The sequence below is a fragment of the Roseovarius spongiae genome (assembly GCF_003651245.1).
Taxonomy (GTDB): Bacteria; Pseudomonadota; Alphaproteobacteria; order Rhodobacterales; family Rhodobacteraceae; genus Roseovarius; species Roseovarius spongiae.
Genome location: NZ_RAPE01000002.1, coordinates 130,165 through 152,103 on the forward strand (window position 1 = coordinate 130,165; position 21,939 = coordinate 152,103).

The 21,939-nt window shown below is 67.3% G+C and carries 21 protein-coding genes; 16 read left to right on the forward strand and 5 right to left on the reverse strand.

All coding sequences use genetic code 11. The annotated features are described in order from the left end of the window. The first annotated feature begins 12 nt into the window (after nucleotides 1-12). The 12 genes from D6850_RS07385 (at nucleotide 13) to D6850_RS07440 (ending at nucleotide 12,093) form a co-directional block, all read left to right on the forward strand. Nucleotides 13-1,092 carry an ABC transporter ATP-binding protein gene (locus D6850_RS07385; protein WP_121165435.1) on the forward strand — a complete coding sequence of 360 codons (1,080 nt, stop codon included), beginning with the start codon at nucleotides 13-15 and terminating at the stop codon, nucleotides 1,090-1,092. Next, nucleotides 1,089-2,426 (forward strand): aminotransferase family protein, encoded by a 1,338-nt coding sequence (locus D6850_RS07390; protein ID WP_121165437.1) that lies wholly within the window; start codon nucleotides 1,089-1,091, stop codon nucleotides 2,424-2,426. The genes D6850_RS07385 and D6850_RS07390 overlap by 4 nt, the downstream gene beginning before the upstream one ends. Further along, nucleotides 2,423-3,352 carry a 3,5-dioxohexanoate:acetyl-CoA acetone transferase gene (gene kce, locus D6850_RS07395; protein WP_121165439.1) on the forward strand — a complete coding sequence of 310 codons (930 nt, stop codon included), beginning with the start codon at nucleotides 2,423-2,425 and terminating at the stop codon, nucleotides 3,350-3,352. The genes D6850_RS07390 and kce overlap by 4 nt, the downstream gene beginning before the upstream one ends. Continuing rightward, complete coding sequence (locus D6850_RS07400) at nucleotides 3,349-3,834, forward strand: GNAT family N-acetyltransferase (protein WP_121165441.1); 486 nt, start codon at nucleotides 3,349-3,351, stop codon at nucleotides 3,832-3,834. The genes kce and D6850_RS07400 overlap by 4 nt, the downstream gene beginning before the upstream one ends. Next, on the forward strand, nucleotides 3,831-4,850 hold the full coding sequence (locus tag D6850_RS07405) for a histone deacetylase family protein (RefSeq protein ID WP_121165443.1): 1,020 nt from the start codon (nucleotides 3,831-3,833) through the stop codon (nucleotides 4,848-4,850). The genes D6850_RS07400 and D6850_RS07405 overlap by 4 nt, the downstream gene beginning before the upstream one ends. Further along, nucleotides 4,847-5,947, forward strand: coding sequence for an NAD(P)/FAD-dependent oxidoreductase (locus tag D6850_RS07410; RefSeq protein WP_121165445.1), 1,101 nt, complete (start codon nucleotides 4,847-4,849; stop codon nucleotides 5,945-5,947). The genes D6850_RS07405 and D6850_RS07410 overlap by 4 nt, the downstream gene beginning before the upstream one ends. 191 nt (nucleotides 5,948-6,138) lie before the next feature. Next, a complete protein-coding gene (locus D6850_RS07415; protein WP_121165447.1) occupies nucleotides 6,139-9,015 on the forward strand; it encodes a monovalent cation/H+ antiporter subunit A in 2,877 nt (958 codons plus the stop codon). Nucleotides 9,016-9,017: 2 nt separating this feature from the next. Further along, nucleotides 9,018-9,374: a Na+/H+ antiporter subunit C gene (locus D6850_RS07420; protein ID WP_121165449.1), complete on the forward strand. Its 357-nt coding sequence runs from the start codon at nucleotides 9,018-9,020 to the stop codon at nucleotides 9,372-9,374. After that, entirely contained in the window at nucleotides 9,371-10,921 is a 1,551-nt protein-coding gene (locus D6850_RS07425; protein ID WP_121165451.1) for a monovalent cation/H+ antiporter subunit D, read from the forward strand. The genes D6850_RS07420 and D6850_RS07425 overlap by 4 nt, the downstream gene beginning before the upstream one ends. Before the next feature lies 1 nt (nucleotide 10,922). Next, entirely contained in the window at nucleotides 10,923-11,423 is a 501-nt protein-coding gene (locus D6850_RS07430) for a Na+/H+ antiporter subunit E (RefSeq protein ID WP_121165453.1), read from the forward strand. Then, nucleotides 11,420-11,707, forward strand: a complete 288-nt coding sequence (locus D6850_RS07435; protein WP_121165455.1) for a K+/H+ antiporter subunit F — start codon at nucleotides 11,420-11,422, stop codon at nucleotides 11,705-11,707. Before D6850_RS07430 ends, D6850_RS07435 begins: the two co-directional genes overlap by 4 nt. After that, on the forward strand, nucleotides 11,704-12,093 hold the full coding sequence (locus D6850_RS07440; protein WP_121165457.1) for a Na+/H+ antiporter subunit G: 390 nt from the start codon (nucleotides 11,704-11,706) through the stop codon (nucleotides 12,091-12,093). Before D6850_RS07435 ends, D6850_RS07440 begins: the two co-directional genes overlap by 4 nt. Nucleotides 12,094-12,162: 69 nt before the next feature. Here D6850_RS07440 and D6850_RS07445 read toward each other — a convergent pair whose 3' ends face one another. The 4 genes from D6850_RS07445 to D6850_RS07460 form a co-directional block, all read right to left on the reverse strand. Next, a complete protein-coding gene (locus tag D6850_RS07445) occupies nucleotides 12,163-12,603 on the reverse strand; it encodes a universal stress protein (RefSeq protein WP_121165459.1) in 441 nt (146 codons plus the stop codon). Further along, complete coding sequence (locus D6850_RS07450; protein WP_121165461.1) at nucleotides 12,600-15,227, reverse strand: TRAP transporter permease; 2,628 nt, start codon at nucleotides 15,225-15,227, stop codon at nucleotides 12,600-12,602. The genes D6850_RS07445 and D6850_RS07450 overlap by 4 nt, the downstream gene beginning before the upstream one ends. A 118-nt stretch (nucleotides 15,228-15,345) precedes the next feature. After that, nucleotides 15,346-16,314, reverse strand: a complete 969-nt coding sequence (locus D6850_RS07455; RefSeq protein ID WP_121165463.1) for a TAXI family TRAP transporter solute-binding subunit — start codon at nucleotides 16,312-16,314, stop codon at nucleotides 15,346-15,348. 36 nt (nucleotides 16,315-16,350) lie between these two features. Then, nucleotides 16,351-17,223 (reverse strand): MurR/RpiR family transcriptional regulator, encoded by an 873-nt coding sequence (locus tag D6850_RS07460; protein ID WP_245964128.1) that lies wholly within the window; start codon nucleotides 17,221-17,223, stop codon nucleotides 16,351-16,353. A 133-nt stretch (nucleotides 17,224-17,356) separates the two neighbouring features. Here D6850_RS07460 and D6850_RS07465 point away from each other — a divergent pair, with 133 nt between their 5' ends. Together D6850_RS07465 and D6850_RS07470 are read left to right on the forward strand one after the other, a co-directional pair. Then, nucleotides 17,357-18,679, forward strand: a complete 1,323-nt coding sequence (locus D6850_RS07465; protein WP_121165465.1) for an aspartate aminotransferase family protein — start codon at nucleotides 17,357-17,359, stop codon at nucleotides 18,677-18,679. Further along, nucleotides 18,676-19,449, forward strand: coding sequence for a beta-keto acid cleavage family enzyme (locus D6850_RS07470; RefSeq protein WP_121165467.1), 774 nt, complete (start codon nucleotides 18,676-18,678; stop codon nucleotides 19,447-19,449). The genes D6850_RS07465 and D6850_RS07470 overlap by 4 nt, the downstream gene beginning before the upstream one ends. Here D6850_RS07470 and D6850_RS07475 read toward each other — a convergent pair. After that, a complete protein-coding gene (locus D6850_RS07475) occupies nucleotides 19,437-20,210 on the reverse strand; it encodes a class II aldolase and adducin N-terminal domain-containing protein (RefSeq protein ID WP_121165469.1) in 774 nt (257 codons plus the stop codon). The genes D6850_RS07470 and D6850_RS07475 overlap by 13 nt on opposite strands. A 170-nt stretch (nucleotides 20,211-20,380) precedes the next feature. On the opposite strand from D6850_RS07475, the gene D6850_RS07480 reads away from it, so the two are divergent. Further along, nucleotides 20,381-20,773 carry a carboxymuconolactone decarboxylase family protein gene (locus tag D6850_RS07480; RefSeq protein ID WP_121165471.1) on the forward strand — a complete coding sequence of 131 codons (393 nt, stop codon included), beginning with the start codon at nucleotides 20,381-20,383 and terminating at the stop codon, nucleotides 20,771-20,773. Nucleotides 20,774-20,821: 48 nt separating this feature from the next. Next, nucleotides 20,822-21,652: a 3-oxoadipate:acetyl-CoA acetyltransferase gene (locus D6850_RS07485; RefSeq protein WP_121165473.1), complete on the forward strand. Its 831-nt coding sequence runs from the start codon at nucleotides 20,822-20,824 to the stop codon at nucleotides 21,650-21,652. The last annotated feature ends 287 nt before the right edge of the window (nucleotides 21,653-21,939 follow it).

The window sequence follows — 21,939 nt, forward strand, 5'->3', positions numbered from 1 at the left end:
GATACCCAGCCGATGAGCTCCGTCACCCTCAAAAATATCGTCAAGCGGTTCGGCAGTTTCACCGCCGTCCACCAGACCGACCTGGAAATTCCCGAGGGCGCCTTCGTCACCCTGCTGGGGCCGTCGGGTTGCGGCAAGACGACGAACCTGCGGATGATCGCCGGGCTGCTCGACCCGACCGAGGGCGAGATCCTGATCGGCGGCAAGCGCGTCAACGACGTGCCGATCCACAAGCGCAACCTCGGGATCGTGTTCCAGAACTACGCCCTCTTCCCGCACAAGACGGTGGCGGACAACATCGCCTTCGGCCTGAAATACCGCGACGTGCCCAAGGACCAGATCGCCGGCAAGGTGCAGGATGCGCTCGACCTCGTGCAACTGCCTGACGTCGGCAGCCGCTACCCCAAGGAGTTGTCGGGCGGCCAGCAGCAGCGCATCGCGCTCGCCCGCGCCATCGTGATCGAACCCGACGTGCTTTTGCTGGATGAGCCGCTGTCGGCGCTCGACGCCAACCTGCGCGAGGACATGCGCGTGGAGCTCAAACGCATCCAGGACCAGATCGGCGTCACCACCCTCTTCGTCACCCACGACCAGTCCGAGGCGCTGGCCATGTCCGACCAGATCGTCGTGATGAGCGCGGGCCGGGTCGAGCAGGTCGGCGCCCCCGAAGAGGTCTACAACAACCCGGCCAGCGAATTCGTCGCCAACTTCCTCGGCGCCTCCAACGTGATCGACGCCGAATGCCGCGCCAAGAACGCCGAGGGCGCGCAGCTCGACACGCCGCTCTTCGGCAAGGTGACGCTGCCCGCGGAGAAATCCGTCCGGCTGAGCGGCGCCGGCCCGGCCAAGCTGGTGCTTCGGGCCGAGAAATTGCAGGTCATGGAGGAGGGCGCCGCGCCCGAGGGCCTGATCACCGCCCCCGCCACGATCGAGACGGTGGACTACCAGGGCCAGACGGTGCGCTATTTCGTCCGCGTGGGCGATGCGCAGTTGCAGGCGCTCAACATGATCGACGAACGCCCCTTCGAGAAAGGCAGCGCCGCCACGGTCGGATTCCGCCCGCAGGACGGCTCTGCGCTGGCGCCGGCATGAGCCACCTTTTCTACCAGGGACGGCAGCGCAAGCCGATGCTCGCGCAGGCCCGCGGCGTCTACATGTGGGACGAGGGCGGCAAGCGCTATCTCGACGGCTCATCCGGCGCGATGGTCTGCAATATCGGCCACTCCAACGAGAACGTGCTTGAGGCGATGCGCCGCCAGATGGAAAAGGCGACCTTCGGCTACCGCCTGCATTTCGAGACCGAGGCCTCCGAACGGCTCGCCGCCAAGACGGTCGAGAAGATGCCGGAAGGGCTCAATAAGGTGTTCTTCGTCTCCGGCGGATCGGAGGCGGTCGAAAGCGCCATGAAACTGGCCCGCCAGCACGCGGTCGCCACCGGGCAGGGCAGCCGCTGGAAGGTGATCTCGCGCCGCCCGTCCTATCACGGCTGCACGCTGGGCGCGCTGGCGGTCACCGGCTACGCCGCGCTGTCGGAGCCCTTCGCGCCGATGATGCGCGAGATGCCGAAGATCCCCGCGCCGCGCGCCTATCTCGACGGGCGCGACCCGGATGATCCGGCCACCGGCGCGCATTACGCCGACATGCTGGAGGACTGCATCGCGCAGGAGGGCGCCGACAGCGTGCTCGCCTTCCTGATGGAGCCGGTCGGCGGCGCCTCGACCGGCGCGCTGGTCCCGCCCACGGGCTACATGGAACGCGTGGCCGAGATTTGCGACCGCCACGGCGTGCTGCTTATCATGGACGAGGTGATGACCGGCGCCGGGCGCACCGGCGCCTTCCTCGGCGGCGATCATTGGGACATGACGCCGGATATCGTCGTGCTTTCCAAGGGCTTCGCCGCGGGATACGCGCCGCTTGGCGGGATCGTTGCGCGCGACGACCTTGTCGCGCCGGTGCTTGACGCGGGCGGCTTCGCGCATGGCTTCACCTACGCGGGCAACCCGCTGGCCTGCGCCGCCGGGCACGCCGTGCTCGAGGAACTCGACCGCCAGGACCTCATCAACAACGCCGCCGAGAAGGGCGCGAAGCTGAAATCGCGGCTCAACGCGCTGATGCAGCGCCACGAGATCATCGGCGACGTGCGCGGCAACGGGCTGCTGCTGGCGTTCGAGTTCATGTCCGACCGCGCGACCAAGGCGCCGCTGCCGAAGGACTGGAACGCGCATCTGCGCTTTGTCGAAATCGCCTATGAAAACGGCCTCATCGTCTATTCACGGCGCACCCGCGACGGGGTCGAGGGCGATCACATCCTCGTCTGTCCGCCGCTCACGGTGACCGACACGCATCTCGATGAAATCATCGAAATGCTGGACTTGTCGCTGCGCCAATACACCGCCGAACTGCCGGCGTCGCAGGGGGTGGCATGAGCGATCCGGTCATCATCACCTGCGCGATCACCGGCTCGATCCACACGCCGTCGATGTCGCCCCATCTGCCCTACGCGGCCGATCACATCGCGGACGAGGCGGTCGCGGCGGCCGAGGCCGGCGCGGCGATCCTGCATCTGCATGCGCGCGACCCGGAAAACGGCCGCCCGTCCTCGGACCCCGCGCATTGGGACGGGTTCCTGCCGCGGATCAAGGCGGAAACGGACGCCGTCATCAACATGACCACCGGCGGCAGCGCCGTGATGAGCCTCGATCAGCGGCTCGCCGCGCCGCTCAAGGCGGAACCGGAAATGTGCAGCCTCAACATGGGCAGCATGAATTTCGCGCTCTACCCGATGGCCGGAAAGATCGACAAATGGAAATTCGACTGGGAAAAGCCGTTTCTCGAGAACTCGGATGACCTCGTGTTCAAGAACACGCCGCGCGACATTACCCGCATCCTCAGCGATCTGGGGCAGGCGCGCGGCGCGCGGTTCGAATTCGAGTGTTATGATGTCAGTCACCTGCACATGTTGCGTCACTTCATGGATCGCGGGCTGGTGCAGGGGCCCGTCTTCCTTCAATTCGTCTTCGGTGTGCTGGGCGGAATCGGGCCGGACCCGGACAACCTCGCGCATATGAAGCTGATGGCGGACAAGCTTTTCGGCGATGGCTACATGTTTTCCGTGCTCGCCGCCGGGCGGCACCAGATCCCGATGGCCGCGCAGGCCGCGGCGATGGGCGGGCATGTGCGCGTCGGGCTGGAGGACAACCTGATGATTGCGCGCGGAGAGTTGGCGGACTCCAACGCGCGGCTGGTCGAGGCAATCCGTGCGGAGCTGGACGCGCTGGGCCGCGCCCCCGCCACCCCGGCGCAGGCGCGCGCGATGCTTGGCCTCAAGGGCGCGGACGCGACAGCGATATGACCGAGCTGCGCTTCCGCCTCGCCGAGCGCGCGGACGCCGCCCGCCTCAACGCGGCGCTGGCGCAGCTTTCGGACGCGCTGAACGATCCGCACCGCGCGACGGATGACGACCTTGCGCGCGCCGGCTGGGGCGCGAATCCCGTCTTTCGCGCGATCCTCGCCGAAGACGCGGATGGCGAGGTGGCGGGCGCGGCGCTCTATTCGCCGTTGATGTCGACCTCGCGGGGGATGACGATGGTCTTTGTCTCGGATCTCTGGCTGGCGCCCGCGCGGCGCGGTTCGGGGCTGGGCCGCCGCCTGCTTGGCGCGGTCTGTCGCGACGCCCGCGCCGCCTGGGGCGCGCAGGCGATCAAGCTCGCCGTCTATCACAGCAGCGAAGGCGCGCGCGCCTTCTATGACCGGCTCGGGTTCCGCCCCGCTTCGGGCGCCACCGAGATGGTGCTCGACCCGGAGAAGTGCAAGGCATTGGAGGCAAACGGATGAAAGGCTATTTCGACGACCGGCAATGGGCGCATGATCCGCAGAACTTCATGGCCAACGGCGCGCTTCTGCCCAACCCCGAACAGCCGCGCCGGATCGAGATCCTGAAGGCCGGGGCCGAGGCGGCGGGCTGCGTCTTCGAGACGCCGAAGGACGCCGGGCTGGGGCCTGTCGCGGCGATCCATACGGCCGAGTATCTCACCTTCCTGCGCAACATCTACACCCGCTGGCGGCGGATCGAGGGCGCGGGCGACGAGGTGATCCCCAACATCCACCCCGCCAACCGCACCGACGGCTATCCGAAATCCGCCGTCGGGCAGGCCGGCTGGCACCAAGCAGACACCGCCTGTCCCATCGCCGAAGGCACGTGGGAGGCCGCCTACTGGTCCGCGCAGAGCGCCATCGCGGGGGCCGATCACGTCGCCTCGGGCAGTTCCGCCTACGCGCTGTCGCGCCCGCCGGGGCATCACGCGTTTGCCGACCTCGCCGGCGGCTTCTGCTTTCTCAACAACAGCGCCATCGCTGCGCAGCGCCTGCGCAGCAAGGGGCTGCGCGCCGCGATCGTGGATGTGGACGTGCATCACGGCAACGGCACGCAGGGCATCTTCTACGCGCGCGGCGACGTGCTTACCGTGTCGATCCACGCCGACCCGGCGCGGTTCTACCCGTTCTTCTGGGGCCACGCGCAGGAACGCGGGGAGGGCGCGGGGCTGGGCGCGAACCTGAACCTCGCGCTGCCGCGCGGCACGGATGACGCGGCGTTCCTCGCCGCGCTCGACACCGCGCTCAAGCGGGTCGACGGCTTCGGCGCGGAGGTGATCGTCGTGGCGCTGGGGCTTGACGCCTCCGTCGATGATCCGTTCAAGGGGTTCGCGGTCACGCAGGACGGATTCGCGCGCATCGGCGCCGCTTTCGCGAAGACCGGGTTGCCGGCTCTCTTCGTGCAGGAGGGCGGGTATGTGTCGGACACGCTGGGCGCGAACCTGACGCGCGCGCTGGAAGGATTCGGTGGAATATGACTAGACATAATGCGGACGTGATCGTCATCGGCGGCGGCATCGCGGGGGCGAGCGCGGCGGCCGAAATCGCCGCGGACCGCGAGGTGCTCCTGCTCGAGTCCGAGCCGCATCTGGGCTATCATTCGACGGGACGCTCGGCGGCGATCTTCATCCGCAATTACGGCAACGCCACGCTGCGCGCGCTCAACGCGCTGGCCGCGCCGGTCTTTGACGATCCCGGCGAGATCGCCGACGGCCCGCTGCTGTCGCCGCGCGGCGAATTGCTGCTGGCCGCCGAGGACGAGCTCGACGCGCTCGAGGATTATGCCGACGGAGCGGAGGGGCTGGAACGGCTGAGCGCGGCCGAGGCGTGCGACCTGGTGCCGATCCTGCGCCCCGACCCGATCGCGGCGGCGGTGTATGAGAGTGACGCGCAGAATATCGACGTGGACCTGCTGTTGCAGGGCTATACGCGGCTGCTGAAGGCGCGCGGCGGGCGCATCGTCACCGGGGCGCCGGTCACCGCGCTGCGGCGCGAGGGCGGCGCCTGGCATGTCACGGCGGGGGGCGAAGACCATGCCGCGCCGCTGATCGTCAACGCCGCCGGGGCCTGGGCGGGACGTCTGGCCGGGATGGCCGGGGCAGCGCCGATCACGCTCACGCCCAAGCGGCGCTCGGCGGCGTTGCTGCCCGCGCCCGAGGAGCGCGACATCGACGCCTGGCCGCTGTTCGGAGGCGTGGTGGAAAACTGGTACGCCAAGCCCGACGCGGGCAAGCTGATGGTCAGCCCCGCCGACGCCGACCCGGTGGAGCCGCATGACGCCTGGCCCGACGACATGGTGCTGGCCGAGGGGCTGCACCGCTATGAATGCGCCGTCACGGTCCCGGTCACGCGGGTCGAGCGCAGCTGGGCCGGGCTGCGCACCTTCGCGCCCGACGCAAGCCCGGTGGTGGGCTTTGATTCGCGCGTCGACGGGTTCCTGTGGCTGGCCGGGCAGGGCGGCTACGGGGTGCAGACGGCGCCGGCGCTGGCGCGCATCGCCGCGGGGCTGGTCGCGGGCGCGGCGCCGGTGGACGAAACCCTGCTGACCGCGCTCGCCCCGCAGCGGTTCGATTAGATTTTCTTGCCTCCAGCGGGGATATTCGGGGCAAGAAGAAGTACCGGCGGGGCCCCATACGAGGCCCGTCGCGGTGCGCCGCGTCGGGGCCGAATTGATAGTTTTCTGATGTTTTGGCCGGTTTCGCTTGAGCCTGCGCGCCGTTTGTCACACAACGGACGGAACTTTGCGCGCCACAGCCGGAGACGCCCTTGTCCCTTTTCCTGATCGTCGCCCTGCCGTTTCTTGGCGCGCTCCTGCCGGGGCTGATGAATTCGGCCGGCCGCCAGGCCTGCGCGGGGGTCACGTTCATGGTCTCGCTGCTGGCGATGGTGGGGCTTCTGTCGCATCTTCCGGCGGTTCTTGCGGGCGAGGTTCTGACGGCGCGGATCGCGTGGCTGCCGCTTCTGGGGCTGAACATGAACCTGATGCTCGACGGGCTGGGGTTCTTCTTTGCCGCGCTGATCCTCGGGATCGGCCTGCTGATCATCGCCTATGCGCGCTTCTATCTCTCGCGCGACGACCACATGGGCGAGTTCTTCACCTACCTGCTGCTGTTCCAGGGCGCGATGGTGGGGATCGTTCTCAGCGACAACATCCTGCTTTTGCTGGTGTTCTGGGAGCTGACGTCGCTGTCGTCCTTCCTGCTGATCGGCTACTGGAAGCACCTGCCGGACGGGCGGCAGGGCGCGCGGATGGCGCTGGTGGTGACGGGCATGGGGGGGCTTGCGATGATCGCGGGGATGCTGATCCTCGGGCAGATCGCGGGCAGTTACGACCTGAGCGTGATCCTGCAACATCGCGACCTGATCCAGGCCGACCCGCTATATCTGCCGGCGCTGATCCTGATCCTGCTGGGCTGTTTCACGAAATCCGCGCAGTTCCCGTTCCATTTCTGGCTGCCGCACGCCATGGCGGCGCCCACCCCGGTTTCCGCTTACCTGCATTCGGCGACGATGGTGAAGGCGGGCATTTTCCTGATGGCGCGGTTGTGGCCGGTGCTGTCGGGCACGCCGGAGTGGTTCATGATCGTGACCACGGCGGGTCTTGTCACGATGGTGCTGGGCGCCGTGATCGCGCTGTTCAAGCATGACCTGAAGGCGCTGCTGGCGTTTTCGACCGTGAGCCATCTTGGCCTCATCACCATGTTGCTGGGCACCGGCACGGCGTTCGGTGCGCTGGCGGCGATGTTCCACATCCTCAACCACGCGACCTTCAAGGCGGCGCTCTTCATGTGCGCGGGAATTGTCGATCACGCGGTGCATACGCGCGATATCCGCCGTCTTGGCGGGTTGCGGCGCATGATGCCGATCACCTTCGTCCTCGCCACGCTGGGGGCGCTGTCGATGGCGGGCGTGCCGCTGCTCAACGGGTTCCTGAGCAAGGAGATGATGCTCGAGGAGGCGCTGCACACCACGCTGTTCGGCCTGCCCTGGCTCGTGCCGGTGCTGGCAGTGATCGGGTCGCTCTTTTCGGCCGCCTACTGTTTCCGGCTGATCGCGCATACCTTCCTTGGCCCTGAGCACCGCAATCACGCCGCCGAGCCGCACGATCCGGGCGCCGGGATGTGGCTGCCGCCCGCGATCCTGATCGTGCCCGTGGTGGCGATCGGCGTCGCGCCGTTCCTCGCCGAGCCGTTCATCAAGCTGGTGACGGATTCGGTCCTTGGCGGCGCGGTCGAGGCGTCGAACGCGCATTTCAAGATCTGGCACGGTCTGGTTCCGGCGCTCTGGCTGTCGATCCTGGCAGTCGCCGGGGCGCTGGTGCTGCTGTGGCTCTACGCGCCGGCGCTCGAACTCTGGGACCGCGCGCCGCGCCCCGAGGCGAAGGCGATCTTTCACCGCGTCATCCGCTGGTCCGTCGCGGCCGCGCGCGCCGTCATGGAGCCGCTGCATGACGGATCGTTCAGCCGCTACGGCGCGATCATGGCGCTGTTCACCGTGGCGGCGGGCGTCTATGCGTGGAGCACCGGGACCGTCGCCGCGCCGACGCGCGAGATGCAGCCGGCGGGGGCGGTGGCGACCGCGGGCTGGGCGATGCTGGTGGCGGCGACCATCAGCATGGTTTTCCTGCACCGCAACCGCCTGTTGTCGCTGATCCTTATCGCCATCGTCGGGCTGATGGTGTCGATCGGGTTCGTCTATCTCAGCGCGCCGGACCTGGCCATGACGCAGATCACCGTCGAGGTGGTGACGATCATCCTGCTGCTTCTCGCGCTCAACTTCCTGCCCAATCGCACGCCGAAGGAAAGCGGCGCGCGGCGTCGCGCGGGCGACATCGTGGTGGCGCTGTCGGCGGGGCTGGCGACGATGGGGCTGTCCTGGCATTTCCTGCTGCGCGACGCGGTCGCGCCAAGCCTGTCGGGGTTCCATCTGGAGAACGCCCATGACGGCGGCGGCGGCGACAACGTCGTGAACGTGATCCTCGTGGATTTCCGGGGTTTTGACACTTACGGCGAGATCATCGTGCTGGGCATCGCCGCGCTGCTGATCTACGCCCTGACCGAGACGCTGCTGGGCGGGCGCGTGCGCGCGAGGCTGCTCAACCGCAAGCCGGACCAGCCGCGGGCGGGCGACATGCACCCCACCATGATGGTGGTGCTGACGCGGGTGATCATGCCGGTGGTGCTTTTGATCGGGTTCTACATCTTCCTGCGCGGCCACAATGAGCCGGGCGGCGGGTTCATCGCCGGGCTGATCGTGTCGATCGCCGTGGTCATGCAATACATGGCGAGCGGGTTCGCATGGGCGGCGGCGCGGCAGCGCTATCCCTATCACGGGATCATCGGCGCGGGCGTGCTGGTGGCCGGGCTCACCGGCATCGGGTCGTGGTTCGTGGGCAAGCCGTTCCTGACCTCGGATTTCACCTATGTGCGCATCCCGCCCTTCGAGAAGTTCGAGCTGGCCACCGCTGCGCTGTTCGACCTTGGCGTGTTCCTTGCGGTGCTGGGCGCGGTGATGCTGTCGCTCGAGAGCTTCTCGCGGCTGGCGCGGCGCGCGCATGAGCCCGAGAGCGATCACCCGATGGACGTCGACCCGTCACGGGACGATCCGCCCTCCGCCCCGGCGCCGGCAAGAGGGGAGGTCTGAGCATGGAGTTTCTCGTCGCGTCGGCCATCGGCGTTCTGACCGCCGCGGGCGTCTACATGGTGCTGCGGTTGCGGACCTTTCCGGTGATCATGGGCATGTCGCTGCTGACCTACGCGGTCAACGTGTTCCTGTTCGCCTCCGGGCGGTTGACCATCGGCGCGCCGCCGATCTTGATGAAGGGCGTCGAGAGCTATACCGACCCGCTGCCGCAGGCGCTGGTGCTGACGGCGATCGTGATCTCGTTCGGCATGACGGCGGTCGTTGTGATGATCGCGCTCGGGGCTTACCTGGGCGCGGATGACGACTATGTGAACGACCCGCCCGAGGTCGGCGCCGAGACCGGGGAAGATCCGCGATGAATCACTGGATCGTTTTGCCCGTCGTGCTGCCCGCGATCTTGGCGCCGTTCATCGTGCTGGCCGCGCGCTATCACATCGGCATTCAGCGGGCGGTGTCGATTGCGGGCATTTCCGCGCTGATCGCCATCGCGGCGGGGCTGGCGTGGCAGGCGTCGGACGGGACGATCACGCTCTACCGGCTGAGCGACTGGGCCGCGCCCTTCGGGATCGTGGTGGTGGCGGACCGGCTTTCGACGCTGATGGTGCTGCTGACGGCGGTGCTGGCTCTGCTGGTGATGCTGCACGCCATCGGATCGGGCTGGGACACGCGGGGGCGGCATTTCCATGCGCTCTACCAGTTTCAGCTGATGGGGCTGATGGGGGCGTTCCTGACTGGCGACCTCTTCAACCTGTTCGTGTTCTTCGAGGTGCTGCTGATCGCGTCCTACGGGCTGATGATCCATTCGGGCGGCCATGTGCGGCTGCGCGCGGGCGTGCAATACGTGCTTTACAACCTGCTGGCGTCGACGCTGTTCCTGTTCGCGCTGGGATCGCTCTATGCGGCGACCGGGTCGCTCAACATGGCGGACGTCGCCGAGCGGGTGACGCTGATCGGGGCGGACGCGTCGGCGGGTATCCGGATCGCCGCCGTGCTGCTGTTGCTGGTCTTCGCGATCAAGGCGGCCATCGTGCCGCTGCATTTCTGGCTGCCGTCGAGCTATGCCGAGGCGCCCGCGCCGGTGGCGGCGCTGTTCGCGATCATGACCAAGGTCGGCGCCTACGCGATCATCCGGGTCTATACCATCGTCTTCCCGCCCGACCTCGCCGTGACGTCCGGATTGCAGGGCGACTGGCTGCTGCCCGCGGCGCTGGCGACGCTGGCGATCGGGATGTTCGGGGTGCTGGCGGTGCGCAAGCTCGACCGGCTGGTCGCCTATGCGGTGATCGGGTCGATGGGGATGGTGATGGTGGCGATTTCGCTCTTCACGCCCGAGAGCATCGCGGCGTCGCTCTATTACATCGTGCATTCGACGCTGACCGCCGCGGCGCTGTTCCTGCTCTGCGACCTCGTGCGCGCGGGGCGGGCCGACCTCGTGCTGGCGCCGCGGCCGCCGGTCGCGGGCGCGCCGTTGACGGCGGCGCTGTTCTTCGCCGCCGCGATCGCGATGGTCGGCCTGCCGCCGCTGTCAGGGTTCCTCGGCAAGCTGCTGATCCTCGACGCGGCCTCGGACACGCCGCGGATGGTCTGGGTCTGGGCCGTGGTGCTGAGCATGAGCCTTGTCGCGCTGGTGGGCTTTTCGCGCGCGGGCAGCATGCTGTTCTGGAAGGCGCGCAGCGTGGAGCAACCCGAAGGAGCGGAGCCGGCCGCGCGCCCCTCGGCGCTGGCCTATGTCGCGGTGGGCGGGCTGATCGCGCTGCTGGGCGCGCACACGGTGCTTGCCGGGCCGATCCATGACTACATGACCCGGACCGCGGGACAGCTGTTCTCGTCCGAGCCCTATATCCGCAAGGTTCTGGACACGCCGGGCAAGATGAGCGCACCATCGCCCGGAAAGGAGACGCACTGACATGAGAGGCGCGTTACACTGGCTGTTTCCGCATCCGCTGCTGACGATCCTGCTGGCGGTGGTCTGGTCGCTGCTGCAAAGCGCGTTCACGCCCGGCATGTTCGTCTTCGGCGTGATCCTCGGGATCGTCATCCCCAAGATCACCTCGCCGTGGTGGCCCGACGCGCCGCGCAGCTTCCGCATCACGCGCATGATCCCCTATGTCCTGCTGGTGCTCTGGGATATCATCGTCGCCAACATTCAGGTTGCGTGGATCGTCCTGACCCGGCCCAATGACAAGCTGCGCCCGACCTGGGTCGTCATTCCGCTGGAGTTGCGCCGCCCGGAGGCGATCACAATTCTCGCGGGGACCATCACGCTGACGCCGGGGACGATTTCGGCGGATCTGTCGAACGAGGGGCACAGCCTGCTGGTGCACACGCTGGACACCGACGACCCCGAGGGCGTGCGCGACGAGATCAAGCGGAGATACGAGCGCCGCCTGAAGGAGATTTTCCTATGACCCTCGCCACGCAAGCGATGGATATCGCGCTCATCGTCGCCTTCGTTTCCGTGGTCCTGTCGCAACTCCTGTCGATGGTCCGGCTGGTGGTCGGCCCGGACACGGCGGACCGGATCCTTGCGCTCGACACGATGGTGGTGAACGCGATCGGGCTGATCGTGCTCTTGGGCATATCGCAGGGCACACGCATCTATTTCGAGGCGGCGCTGATCATCGCCATGCTGGGCTTTGTTTCGACCGTCGCCTATGCGCGGTTCGTGCTGAGGGGGGACATCATCGAATGACCGCCGGAATCATCGCCACATGGGCCATCGCGATCAGCCTGTTGATCGGATCGTTTTTCTGCCTTGTCGGGGCCATCGGGCTGTTGCGCTTTCGCGATTCGATGGTCCGTCTGCACGCGCCGACCAAGGTAGGCACGATGGGCGTGGGGGGCCTGCTGCTCGCCGCGATGATCCATTCCTACACCTTCGAGCAGGGATCGCTGCACGAATTGCTGATCATGGGGTTCCTGTTCGTGACCGCGCCGATCTCGGCCAATTTCATCGCCAAGGTGCATCTCCATCACCGCACCTGCAAGATGCCGGACCCGCCGCCGCACGACGAGACGTGGGCGACGCTTGACGTGCCCGAGGCCGATCTCGAAATCGAGGCGCAGAGCGACGCCTGAGGCGCCAAGACTTTTGAAAAAGTCTTGGGAATTCTCTTTGGAAAAGAGAATTGGGCGCATGCGCGCGGGTCAGCGCACCACGTAGACGGAGCAGCGCGCGTGGCGCACCACGCGCTCGGCGTTGGGGCCGAGGATATAGTCGCTCATCTCGAGCTTCTTCGCCACGCCGATCACGATCAGGCCGCTGCCGGCCGCCCGGGCGGTCTTGAGCACCTCTTCGTAGGCGCGTCCGGTCGCGACCAGATGACGGATGTTCTTGTTCGTCTCCGCGCCGCCGAGGGCCTTCTCGACCATGTCGCGCATCAGACGTTTGGCTTCGGCGACGGCCTTGTCGTGATGCGAGGGGTCGAAATAGCCGCCGATGACGCTCATTCCCATGTCGGGCAACACCGTGATGACATCGAGCTGCGCGTCGTTCAGCCGGGCCATGCGGCCAGCTTCGCGCAGGGTGTCGATATCCTCGTCCGGGTTGCTGACGTCGACGGCGCAGAGGACGGGTTTGGCGGTCATGCGGTCTCTCCTTCGGTGATGTCGTCGCGGCCATTGTTCATGCGCGCCCTCTGGAGCAGGGCGATCAGCGCCAGCAGCAGCAGCGCCGGGATGAACACCAGTTCCTTGGGCATCTGTTGCGCCGTCGCCTTGACCGTCGAGATGCGGACCGGTTCGTCGGCGTAGAAGTCGAAGGCCGAGAGCGTGTCGGCGAAGGGCGTGCCGAACATCGGTTCGTCCAGCTTCACCATGTCGTCCTCGTTCATCGTGATGAGGCCGAATTCTTCGAGCCGCTCCGCGCCGGTCCCGTCACCCTCGATCTGAAGCGCGAGCCGCGTCTCGGTCGTCTCGCCTGTATCGAAATCCGGGCCGGCCACCACCAGGCGGATCTCGTCGCCCGGAGCGGCCGCGTCCAGCGTCTGCTCGAGCGCGTCGGGCTCCACGATGTGGAAGGGCGGCTGGATGCGGTCCATCACGTAGTCGGGCCGGAACAGCAGGAAGGCCACGAGGATCAGCGCCACGCTTTCGTAGATGCGGTTCCTCACGAGGAAATAGTTCATCGTGCCAGCGGTGAAGGCGAGGATCGCGATCGTGGCGGTGATCGCCACAAGGATGCCCTGCGCCCATCCGACGTCGATCAGGAGCAGGTCGGTGTTGAAGATGAACACGAAGGGCAGGGCCACGGTGCGCAAGGAGTAGAAGAAGCCGATGAATCCTGTCTTGATCGCGTCCCCCCCGGAGACGGCGGCGGCGGCGAAGCTCGCCAGTCCCACGGGTGGCGTCACGTCCGCCATGATGCCGAAGTAGAACACGAAGAGATGCACCGCGATCAGCGGCACGATCAGCCCCGACTGCGCGCCGAGCTGCACCACCACGCCCGCCATCAGCGAGGACACGACGATGTAGTTGGCGGTCGTCGGCAGTCCCATGCCAAGCACGAGGCTGAGCAGCCCGACCATCACCAGCATCAGGATCAGGTTGCCGCCTGACAGGAACTCGACCAGGTCGGCCATCACCTGGCCCACGCCGGTCAGCGTCACGGTGCCCACGATCACGCCCGCGGTTGCGGTGGCGAGACCGATGCCGATCATGTTGCGCGCCCCGTCGATGAGCCCCTGCCAGAGATCGATCAGCCCCGCGCGGAAATGCTCCATCGTCTCGCCGGCGCCGCGGAACATGGCCTTGAGCGGGCGCTGCGTGAGCAGGATCACGAACAGAAGCATCGTCGCCCAGAAGGCCGAGAGGCCCGGCGATTTCTGCTCGATCATCAGGAAATAGACCAGCACGATGATCGGCAGCAGGTAATAGAGGCCGGACTTGTAGATCTCGCTCACCACCGGCAGCTTCACCTCCTCGGCGTTGGGGTCGTCGGGTTCGAGATCCGGCCCCTGCGCCGCGATCCACAGCAGCGCGAGATAGGCCAGCACGGTCAGGATCGACAGGATCAGCCCCGAATTGTCGGTGACGGAGACGATCCATTTCACCGGATACTGCACGCCGTAGCAGAGCGCGGCGAAGAACGCGAAGAACAGCGCCATGCCGCCGATCGTCTTGCCCATGCTCACGACGCGGTCGCCGAGCGTGGGCATGTTGTTCTTAACCGCCTCGAGATGGACGATGTAGACCAGCGCGATGTAGGAGATCGCCGCCGGCAGGAAGGCGTGGGTGATGACCTCGACATAGGAGATGCCGACATATTCGACCATCAGGAAGGCCGCTGCGCCCATGACGGGGGGCATGATCTGGCCGTTGACCGAGGAGGCCACCTCGACCGCGCCGGCCTTTTCCGAGGAAAAGCCCACGCGCTTCATCAGCGGGATGGTGAAGGTGCCGGTCGTGACCACGTTGGCGATGCTCGAGCCCGAGATGAGGCCGGTGGCCGCCGATCCGACGACCGCCGCCTTGGCCGGGCCGCCGCGCAGGTGGCCGAGCGCGCCGAAGGCCATCTTGATGAAGTAGTTGCCCGCGCCCGCCTTCTCCAGCATCGCGCCGAAGAGCACGAAGAGGAAGACGAACTTGGTCGACACGCCGAGCGCGATGCCGAACACGCCCTCGGAGGTGGTCCACATGTGGCTCATCGCCTTTTGCAGCGACGCGCCCTTCCAGCGGATGACCTCGGGCACCCATTCGGACGACCCGAAGAAGACGTAGGCGAGGAAGATCGTGGCGATGATCGCCATCGCGGGGCCGAGCGCGCGGCGCGCGCCCTCGAAGAGCAGGACGAGGCCGACAAGGGCGAACCATTTGTCGGTGTCGTCGGCCAGCCCGCCGTTGCCGACGATCTTCTCGTAGAAGAAGAAGCCGTAGAGCGCGATGAAGGCGCCGACGGCGGCCATGATCCAGTCCTGGATGGGGATGTAGGTGCGCGGGCTGGATTTCAACGCGGGGTAGGCCGTGAAGGCCAGGAACATCGCAAAGGCCAGGTGGATCTGGCGCGAGTTGTTCACCACATCGCCGGGCAGGACATAGTTCGAGATCGGCGAGGCCAGCAACACCTGGAAGAGCGACCAGACCGTGGCCACCACGGCCAGCAGCATCGCCACGGAGGGCGCGGAGGGGTTCCGCCCGCCCGCGTCGGACGAGGCGACGAGTTCCTGAAGTTCTTCTTCGCTGAGCGGGCCCTTGCCCTGTGGTTGGTCGGCCATGCCGAAGTCTCCCTGTCCCGCCGCGCATTGGCTGCGCTGGCCTTGGTTTTATCGTTGGCGCGTCAATTGGTTGGCCGGGGCGCGAGAGGTCCGCGCCCCGGCCGGGGTCATGTCCGGATCACTCGATCCAGCCTTTTTCCTTGTAGTATTTCGCCGCGCCGGGATGCAGCGGCGCCGAGAGGCCGGCGGTCGCCATTTCCTCGGGGTCGAGATTGGCGAAGGCAGGGTGCAGGCCCTTGAAGGTGTCGAAATTGTTGAACACCGCGCTCACAACCGCATAGACCGCGTCCTCGCTCACATCCGCGGAGGTGACGAAGGTGGCGCCGACGCCGAAGGTCTTGGCGTCCTCGTCATTGCCGCGATACATGCCGCCGGGGATGGTGGCGGTACGGTAGAAGGGGTTTTCCTCGACCAGCTTGTCGACGACGGGGCCGGCCACTTCGACCAGCACGCTGTCACAGGCGGTCGTCGCCTCCTGGATGGACCCCGAGGGGTGGCCGACGGTGTAGACCATCGCGTCAATCTGGTTGTCGCAGAGCGCGGCGGACTGTTCGGCCGCCTTCAGCTCGGTCGCGAGTTCGAAATCGTCGGTGGTCCAGCCCTTGGCGTCCAGCAGCACCTCCATCGTGCCGCGCTGGCCCGATCCGGGGTTGCCGATATTGACGCGCTTGCCCTTGAGATCGTCAAAGGTCTTGATCCCCGAATCGGCGCGCGCCACGACGGTGAAGGGTTCGGGGTGCACGGAGAACACCGCGCGCAGCTTCTCGAAGGGGCCGTCCTCCTCGAACTTGGAGGTGCCGTTATAGGCGTGGTACTGCCAGTCGGACTGGGCCACGCCGAATTCGAGCTCGCCGGCGCGGATGGTCTTGATGTTGTAGACCGACCCGCCGGTCGATTCGACCGAGCAGCGGATGCCGTGTTCCTTGCGCTCCTTGTTGACGAGGCGGCAGATCGCGCCGCCGGTGGGGTAATAGACGCCGGTGACGCCGCCGGTGCCGATGGTGATGAACTCTTCGGCGTGCGCCGCCGGGGCCATTATCGCGGCGACGGCTGCGCCGGCCAGTGTGAGTTTCAGCTTTGAAAACATCATTTTCTCCCTTTGTTGTTGATGTTCGTCGGTGGTTCAGCCGCCCGCTTCCTCGAGCAGGCGGTTTTGTCTTTCGACCTCGGCGATTCGTCCCGCCGCCTCGGACCCGAGTCGGCTGGCCAGCATGCCGATGATCGTTTCGACCAGGAACAGCGTGGCGACGTAGGACGAGAAGAAATGCGGGCTGTCGCTGGGCGCCAGCAGCGCGCAATCGGCGTCGGCGAGGGCGGGGCAGGCATGGCTGTCGGTGATGACCAGCACCTGCACGCCCTGCGCGCGCGCCTGCCGAGCGGCGAGGATGGATTTGCGCGCGAACGGCGGCTTGGTCACGATCACCAGCGCATCGCGCGAGGACAGCCCGGCGAGCGCGCTTCCCACCGACGCCCCCATCCGCCCCGCGAGGCGCCAGTTGTCGGTCAGGAAATTGGCCATGTATGCCATATGTTCCACGATCCCCGTTGATCCCAGTGCGCCCATCAGTACGACCCGGCGCGCGCCAAGCAGGCGGTCCACCGCGTCGTTCAGCGTCGCCGGGTCGATATCACCGGCCAGCGCCCGGATATTCAGAAGGCAAGCGTTGCGATGCGCGCCGAGAAAGTCAAGCGCGCCGGTTGCGTCGCCGGTCTGCAATTCGCGCGCACGGTCCGCGAAACTGTGATGCGGGCGGTCGATCTGGCGGTCGATCTTGAGGCGCACGGAGTCGCGCAGCGCGTCGAAGGACGGGTAGCCGAGCCGGCGGGCCAGCCGCGAGAAGGTCGCCGGCGGCAGGTTCGCACCGGCGGCGATGGCCCGCAGCGAGCGCGTGGCGGTGTCCAGCGGGTTGGCCATCACGTGATCGCCCGCCTGCCGGAGCCGGTCGCTCAGCCGGTCGTATTGCGCCGTCAGCCGCGCCTCGAACGTGTCTTCCACCCGGACTCCCCTACCAAAGGAATGGCGTCGCAGTGTTTCAAGTGTTTCATCTCTTGTCAATATTAGATTGATATGTTTCATACCTCATGGTCGCGGATGCGCGCGACTCACCGTCCGGTCAGGAGGCCGCACCATGAGCCATGTCTTCCCCCGCCATTCCCGCACCCCGCCCCGCACCGCCCTGCGCGGCGAGGGCGCGTATCTCTACGACGCCGAGGGGCGCGCCTATCTCGACGGGTCGGGCGGCGCGGCGGTGTCGTGCCTGGGCCATTCCGACGCGGACGTGATCAAGGCGGTGCAGGACCAGGCGGCGCGCATGGCCTATGCGCATACGTCCTTCTTCACCTCCGAGCCGGCCGAGGAACTGGCCGATCTGCTGATCGCCAACGCGCCCGAAGGGATTGAGCGGGTCTATTACGTCTCGGGCGGGTCCGAGGCGGTCGAGGCGGCGTTGAAGCTGGCGCGGCAATACATGCTCGAGACCGGCCAGCCCGAGCGCAGCCGCTTCATCGCGCGCAGGCAGAGCTATCACGGCAACACGCTGGCCGCGCTCGCCACCGGCGGCAACGCCTGGCGCAAGGAGCCCTTCGCGCCGCTGATGATCGACACCAGCCATATCGCGCCCTGTTACGCTTATCGCGAACAGCAGGACGGCGAGAGCGCGGAGAACTACGGGCGACGCGCCGCCGATGAGCTCGAGGCGGAATTGCAGCGGGTCGGCCCCGAGACGGTGATCGGCTTTGTCGCCGAGCCCGTTGTCGGCGCCACGCTGGGCGCCGTGCCCCCCGCGCCGGGCTATTTCAAACGCATCCGCGAGATCTGCGACCGTCACGGCGTGCTGCTGATCCTTGACGAAGTGATGTGCGGCATGGGCCGGACCGGCACGCTGTTCGCCTGCGAACGGGAGGGCGTGCGCCCGGATATCGTGACCATCGCCAAGGGGTTGGGCGCGGGTTATCAGCCGATCGGCGCGACGCTCTGTTCGGGCGCGATATACGACGCGATCCGGGACGGCAGCGGGTTCTTCCAGCATGGCCACACCTATATCGGCCACCCCGTCGCCTGCGCCGCCGCCCTTGCCGTGCTGCGCAAGCTGACCGAGGGCGGGCTGACCCGGCGTTCGGCGGAGTTGGGCGAGGCGCTGGACGCGAAATTGCGGGCGGCCTTCGGGCAGCACCCGCATATCGGCGACATCCGCGGGCGCGGCATGTTCCGCGGTCTCGAGATCGTCGAGGACCGCGAGACGAAAGAGCCCTTCGATCCGGCGCGCGGCGTCAACAAGGCGGTGAAGAAGGCGGCGATGGAGGCGGGACTGCTGTGCTACCCGATGGGCGGCACGATCGACGGCAAGCGCGGCGATCACGTGCTGCTCGCGCCGCCCTTCATCCTCGACGATGCGCAACTGGACGAGTTGGTCGAGAAACTCGGGACGGCCTTCCGCGCGGTGCTGGAATGACGCCGCTGCCCCGGCTGATGGTCGCGCCGAACGGCGCGCGCCACGGCAAGGCGCATCACCCGGCGCTGCCGGTGACGCTGCCGGAGGTGGTCGCCACCGCGCGCGCCTGCTTCAAGGCGGGCGCGGACGGGCTGCACCTCCACCTGCGGGACGCCGAGGGCGCGCATCTGCTTGACGCGGGGGCCTATCGCGCGGCGCTGGCGCGGCTGTCCGACTCTGTGCCGGGCATGGTGGTGCAGGTCACGACCGAGGCCGCCGGGCGCTATGGCGCGCAGCACCAGATGGCGGTGGCGCTTGGCGCGGGGGCGCGGCTCGTCTCGGTGTCGATCCGCGAGATCCGCAGCGATATCGACGCTGCGGAGGCGCGGGAATTCTACGCGCGCTGCGCGGATGCGGGGATCGCGGTGCAGCATATCCTCTACGACGTGGCGGACGTCGCGCTCCTGGCGGAGACGCTGGGCGCGGGCGCGGTGAGCGATCCGGCGCTTCAGTTGATCTTCGTGCTCGGGCGTTACAGCGAAGGACAGGAGAGCGCGCCCGCGGACCTCGACCCGTTCCTGCACGAGATGCGCGCGCGGGACATGTCCCCCGACTGGGCGGTCTGCGCCTTCGGGCGCGCCGAGACGGAATGCCTGCTCGCAGCGTGCCGCGCGGGCGGCAAGCTGCGGGTGGGGTTCGAGAACAACATCCTCATGCGCTCGGGCGCGGTGGCGCGGGACAACGTCGCGCGGGTCGAGGAAGTGGCGGCGGCCGTCGCTCAGCTGGCGTAGGTCGAACCCTCCTCGTCGAGGATCGCCATCAGTTCGGCGAGGTGACGTTCGCCCTGGCCCGGGTAGCTTTCGAGCTCCTGCGCCGTCTTCTCGGCGATTTCGTCGGACAGGACGCGCAGCGGCTGGCCGGTTTGCAGGGCGCGGATATAGGTCTCGGCGGCGCGTTCGAAGTAATACATCCGGTTGAACGCGTCCGCGACCGAATCGCCCAGCACCAGGATGCCGTGGTTGCCCATGACCATCACCTTGACCTTGGGATCGGTCAGCATCTGCGCGCAGCGTTCGCCCTCGCTCTCGAAGGCGAGACCGGAATAGCCCTCGTCCACCACGATGCGATTGTAGAAGGTCGCGCTGTTCTGGTCGATCGGCGGCAGCGTGCTGTCGGCGAGGCTGGCCAGGACGGTGGCGTGGATCGAGTGGACGTGCATGACGCAGCGCGCATGCGGCACGTGGCGGTGCACCGAGCCGTGCAGCCCCCACGCGGTCGGGTCCGGGGCGCCGGGTTTTTCCATCGCCTCGGGGTCGTTGGCGTCAAGGTGCAGCAGGTCCGAGGCCTGGATGCGGGAAAAATGCACCTGGTTGGGGTTCATCAGGAATTCTGTCCCGTCGTCGTTGACGGCGAGGCTGAAATGGTTGGCCACCGCCTCGTGCATGTTCAGGCGCGCGGTCCAGCGGAACGCGGCGGCAAGTTCGACCCGTTCTTGCCAGTGGGCGATATTGGTGAGCGCCTGGGTATGGGCGGGAACGGTGTGGGAAATCATGGCGCGGCTCCTGTCTTGGGCATGTGATGGCGGCTTCGCCATCATACTGCGCGATTCGCGCGGGGGATGCCAATTCCGCCGGCAAGGCTTGCGGTTCGCCGGATCGCGGGCGCAGGATGGGCGCGACAGGGGCGGGGCGCCCGCCCGGTACGCATGAAAGGATAAGCATCATGGCAGACATGTTTGACGAGGACCTGTTCCGCAAGGGGCTGGAGCAGCGCAAGGCCACGCTGGGCGCGGAATACGTGGAGAAGAACCTCGCCGCCGCGGACGAGTTCAACCGCCCGTTCCAAGAGGCGATGACCGCCTGGTGCTGGGGATTCGGCTGGGGCGACGAGGCGATCCCGCCGCGCACGCGGAGCATGATGAACCTCGCCATGCTGGGGGCGCTGGGCAAGTGGCATGAATGGGAGACCCACTGCCGCGGCGCGCTGACCAATGGCGTGACCAAGGAGGAAATTCGCGCCATCGTCCATGTCGTCGCGATCTATTGCGGCGTGCCGCAGGGGATCGAGTGCTTCCGCTCGGCGCGCAAGGTGTTGGAGGAAGCGGGCGAATTGTAAGATGCGGCGCCGATTCCCCGCCGCCTTGCCCCCGAAAGGAGCCCGTCCATGAGCGCCCCCTGCATCCTTTGCGTCGCGATCACCGGGTCGGTGCCGACCAAGGCCGACAACCCGGCGGTGCCGATCACCGTGGCCGAGCAGGTCGAATCGACCCATGCCGCATACGAGGCGGGAGCCGCCATCGCGCATTGCCATGTGCGCGCCGACGACGGGACGCCGAGTTCGGACCCCGACCGTTTCGCCGCGTTGAAGGAGGGGCTGGAAAAACACTGCCCCGGCATGATCGTGCAGTTCTCGACCGGGGGGCGGTCCGGGGCGGGGCGGACGCGCGGCGGGATGCTGCCGCTCAGGCCCGACATGGCGTCGCTGTCGGTGGGGTCCAACAACTTTCCCGCCCGCGTCTATGAAAACCCGCCCGACCTGGTCGAATGGCTGGCCGGAGAGATGCGCGCGCACGAGGTCACGCCCGAGATCGAGGCGTTCGACCTCAGCCATATCCTTCACGCGATCCGCCTGCATCGCGCGGGCGCTCTTTATGGCAATCTCTACGTGCAGTTCGTGATGGGCGTGAAGAACGCCATGCCCGCCGACCGCGAGGTATTCGATTTCTACGTGTCGCTGATGCGCGCGCGCGCCCCCGAAGCGCAGTGGTGCGCGGCGGGAATCGGCGCCAACCAGGTGGTGGTCAACGAATGGGCCATCGCGGCGGGCGGGCACACGCGCGCGGGGCTCGAGGACAACGTGCGGCTGGACCGCGACACGCTGGCGCCGTCGAACGCGGCGCTGATCGCGCGGGCCGCCGACATCTGCGCGCGATACGGCCGCCCCGTCGCCACGCCGGCGCAGGCGCGCGCGATTCTGGGACTGCGCGCGACGTGAGCCAAGGCGCGCGGCGGGATCGCGCCGAGCTGCGTTCGAGCGCGCGGATTCGGTGGAATCACCCGACCTTTCCGGCCCGAACGGGGGCGAGCCAGCCCGGTCCTCGCGACAGCGCGCGCCGTCCCGACGCCCTGAAATCGCCTGATTTTCCGAGGTTTTCGGCGCGCTTGCGCCCGCGCGGGGCAGGTTGTGTGGTTTATGCGCCACAACCGGGGCAACAACATCGCGGGGCTGGCGGCGCGCGTTGACAGAAGGGGGCGAAAGGCGGCATTTGATGCCCAAGCCGC

What these genes read in the sequence shown, in the direction of transcription:
- D6850_RS07385 (WP_121165435.1), top strand. Translation starts at nt 13, where the DNA reads ATGAGCTCCGTCACCCTCAAAAATATCGTCAAGCGGTTCGGCAGTTTC.
- D6850_RS07390 (WP_121165437.1), top strand. Translation starts at nt 1,089, where the DNA reads ATGAGCCACCTTTTCTACCAGGGACGGCAGCGCAAGCCGATGCTCGCG.
- kce (WP_121165439.1), top strand. Translation starts at nt 2,423, where the DNA reads ATGAGCGATCCGGTCATCATCACCTGCGCGATCACCGGCTCGATCCAC.
- D6850_RS07400 (WP_121165441.1), top strand. Translation starts at nt 3,349, where the DNA reads ATGACCGAGCTGCGCTTCCGCCTCGCCGAGCGCGCGGACGCCGCCCGC.
- D6850_RS07405 (WP_121165443.1), top strand. Translation starts at nt 3,831, where the DNA reads ATGAAAGGCTATTTCGACGACCGGCAATGGGCGCATGATCCGCAGAAC.
- D6850_RS07410 (WP_121165445.1), top strand. Translation starts at nt 4,847, where the DNA reads ATGACTAGACATAATGCGGACGTGATCGTCATCGGCGGCGGCATCGCG.
- D6850_RS07420 (WP_121165449.1), top strand. Translation starts at nt 9,018, where the DNA reads ATGGAGTTTCTCGTCGCGTCGGCCATCGGCGTTCTGACCGCCGCGGGC.
- D6850_RS07425 (WP_121165451.1), top strand. Translation starts at nt 9,371, where the DNA reads ATGAATCACTGGATCGTTTTGCCCGTCGTGCTGCCCGCGATCTTGGCG.
- D6850_RS07430 (WP_121165453.1), top strand. Translation starts at nt 10,923, where the DNA reads ATGAGAGGCGCGTTACACTGGCTGTTTCCGCATCCGCTGCTGACGATC.
- D6850_RS07435 (WP_121165455.1), top strand. Translation starts at nt 11,420, where the DNA reads ATGACCCTCGCCACGCAAGCGATGGATATCGCGCTCATCGTCGCCTTC.
- D6850_RS07440 (WP_121165457.1), top strand. Translation starts at nt 11,704, where the DNA reads ATGACCGCCGGAATCATCGCCACATGGGCCATCGCGATCAGCCTGTTG.
- D6850_RS07445 (WP_121165459.1), bottom strand. Translation starts at nt 12,603, where the DNA reads ATGACCGCCAAACCCGTCCTCTGCGCCGTCGACGTCAGCAACCCGGAC.
- D6850_RS07450 (WP_121165461.1), bottom strand. Translation starts at nt 15,227, where the DNA reads ATGGCCGACCAACCACAGGGCAAGGGCCCGCTCAGCGAAGAAGAACTT.
- D6850_RS07455 (WP_121165463.1), bottom strand. Translation starts at nt 16,314, where the DNA reads ATGTTTTCAAAGCTGAAACTCACACTGGCCGGCGCAGCCGTCGCCGCG.
- D6850_RS07465 (WP_121165465.1), top strand. Translation starts at nt 17,357, where the DNA reads ATGAGCCATGTCTTCCCCCGCCATTCCCGCACCCCGCCCCGCACCGCC.
- D6850_RS07470 (WP_121165467.1), top strand. Translation starts at nt 18,676, where the DNA reads ATGACGCCGCTGCCCCGGCTGATGGTCGCGCCGAACGGCGCGCGCCAC.
- D6850_RS07475 (WP_121165469.1), bottom strand. Translation starts at nt 20,210, where the DNA reads ATGATTTCCCACACCGTTCCCGCCCATACCCAGGCGCTCACCAATATC.
- D6850_RS07480 (WP_121165471.1), top strand. Translation starts at nt 20,381, where the DNA reads ATGGCAGACATGTTTGACGAGGACCTGTTCCGCAAGGGGCTGGAGCAG.
- D6850_RS07485 (WP_121165473.1), top strand. Translation starts at nt 20,822, where the DNA reads ATGAGCGCCCCCTGCATCCTTTGCGTCGCGATCACCGGGTCGGTGCCG.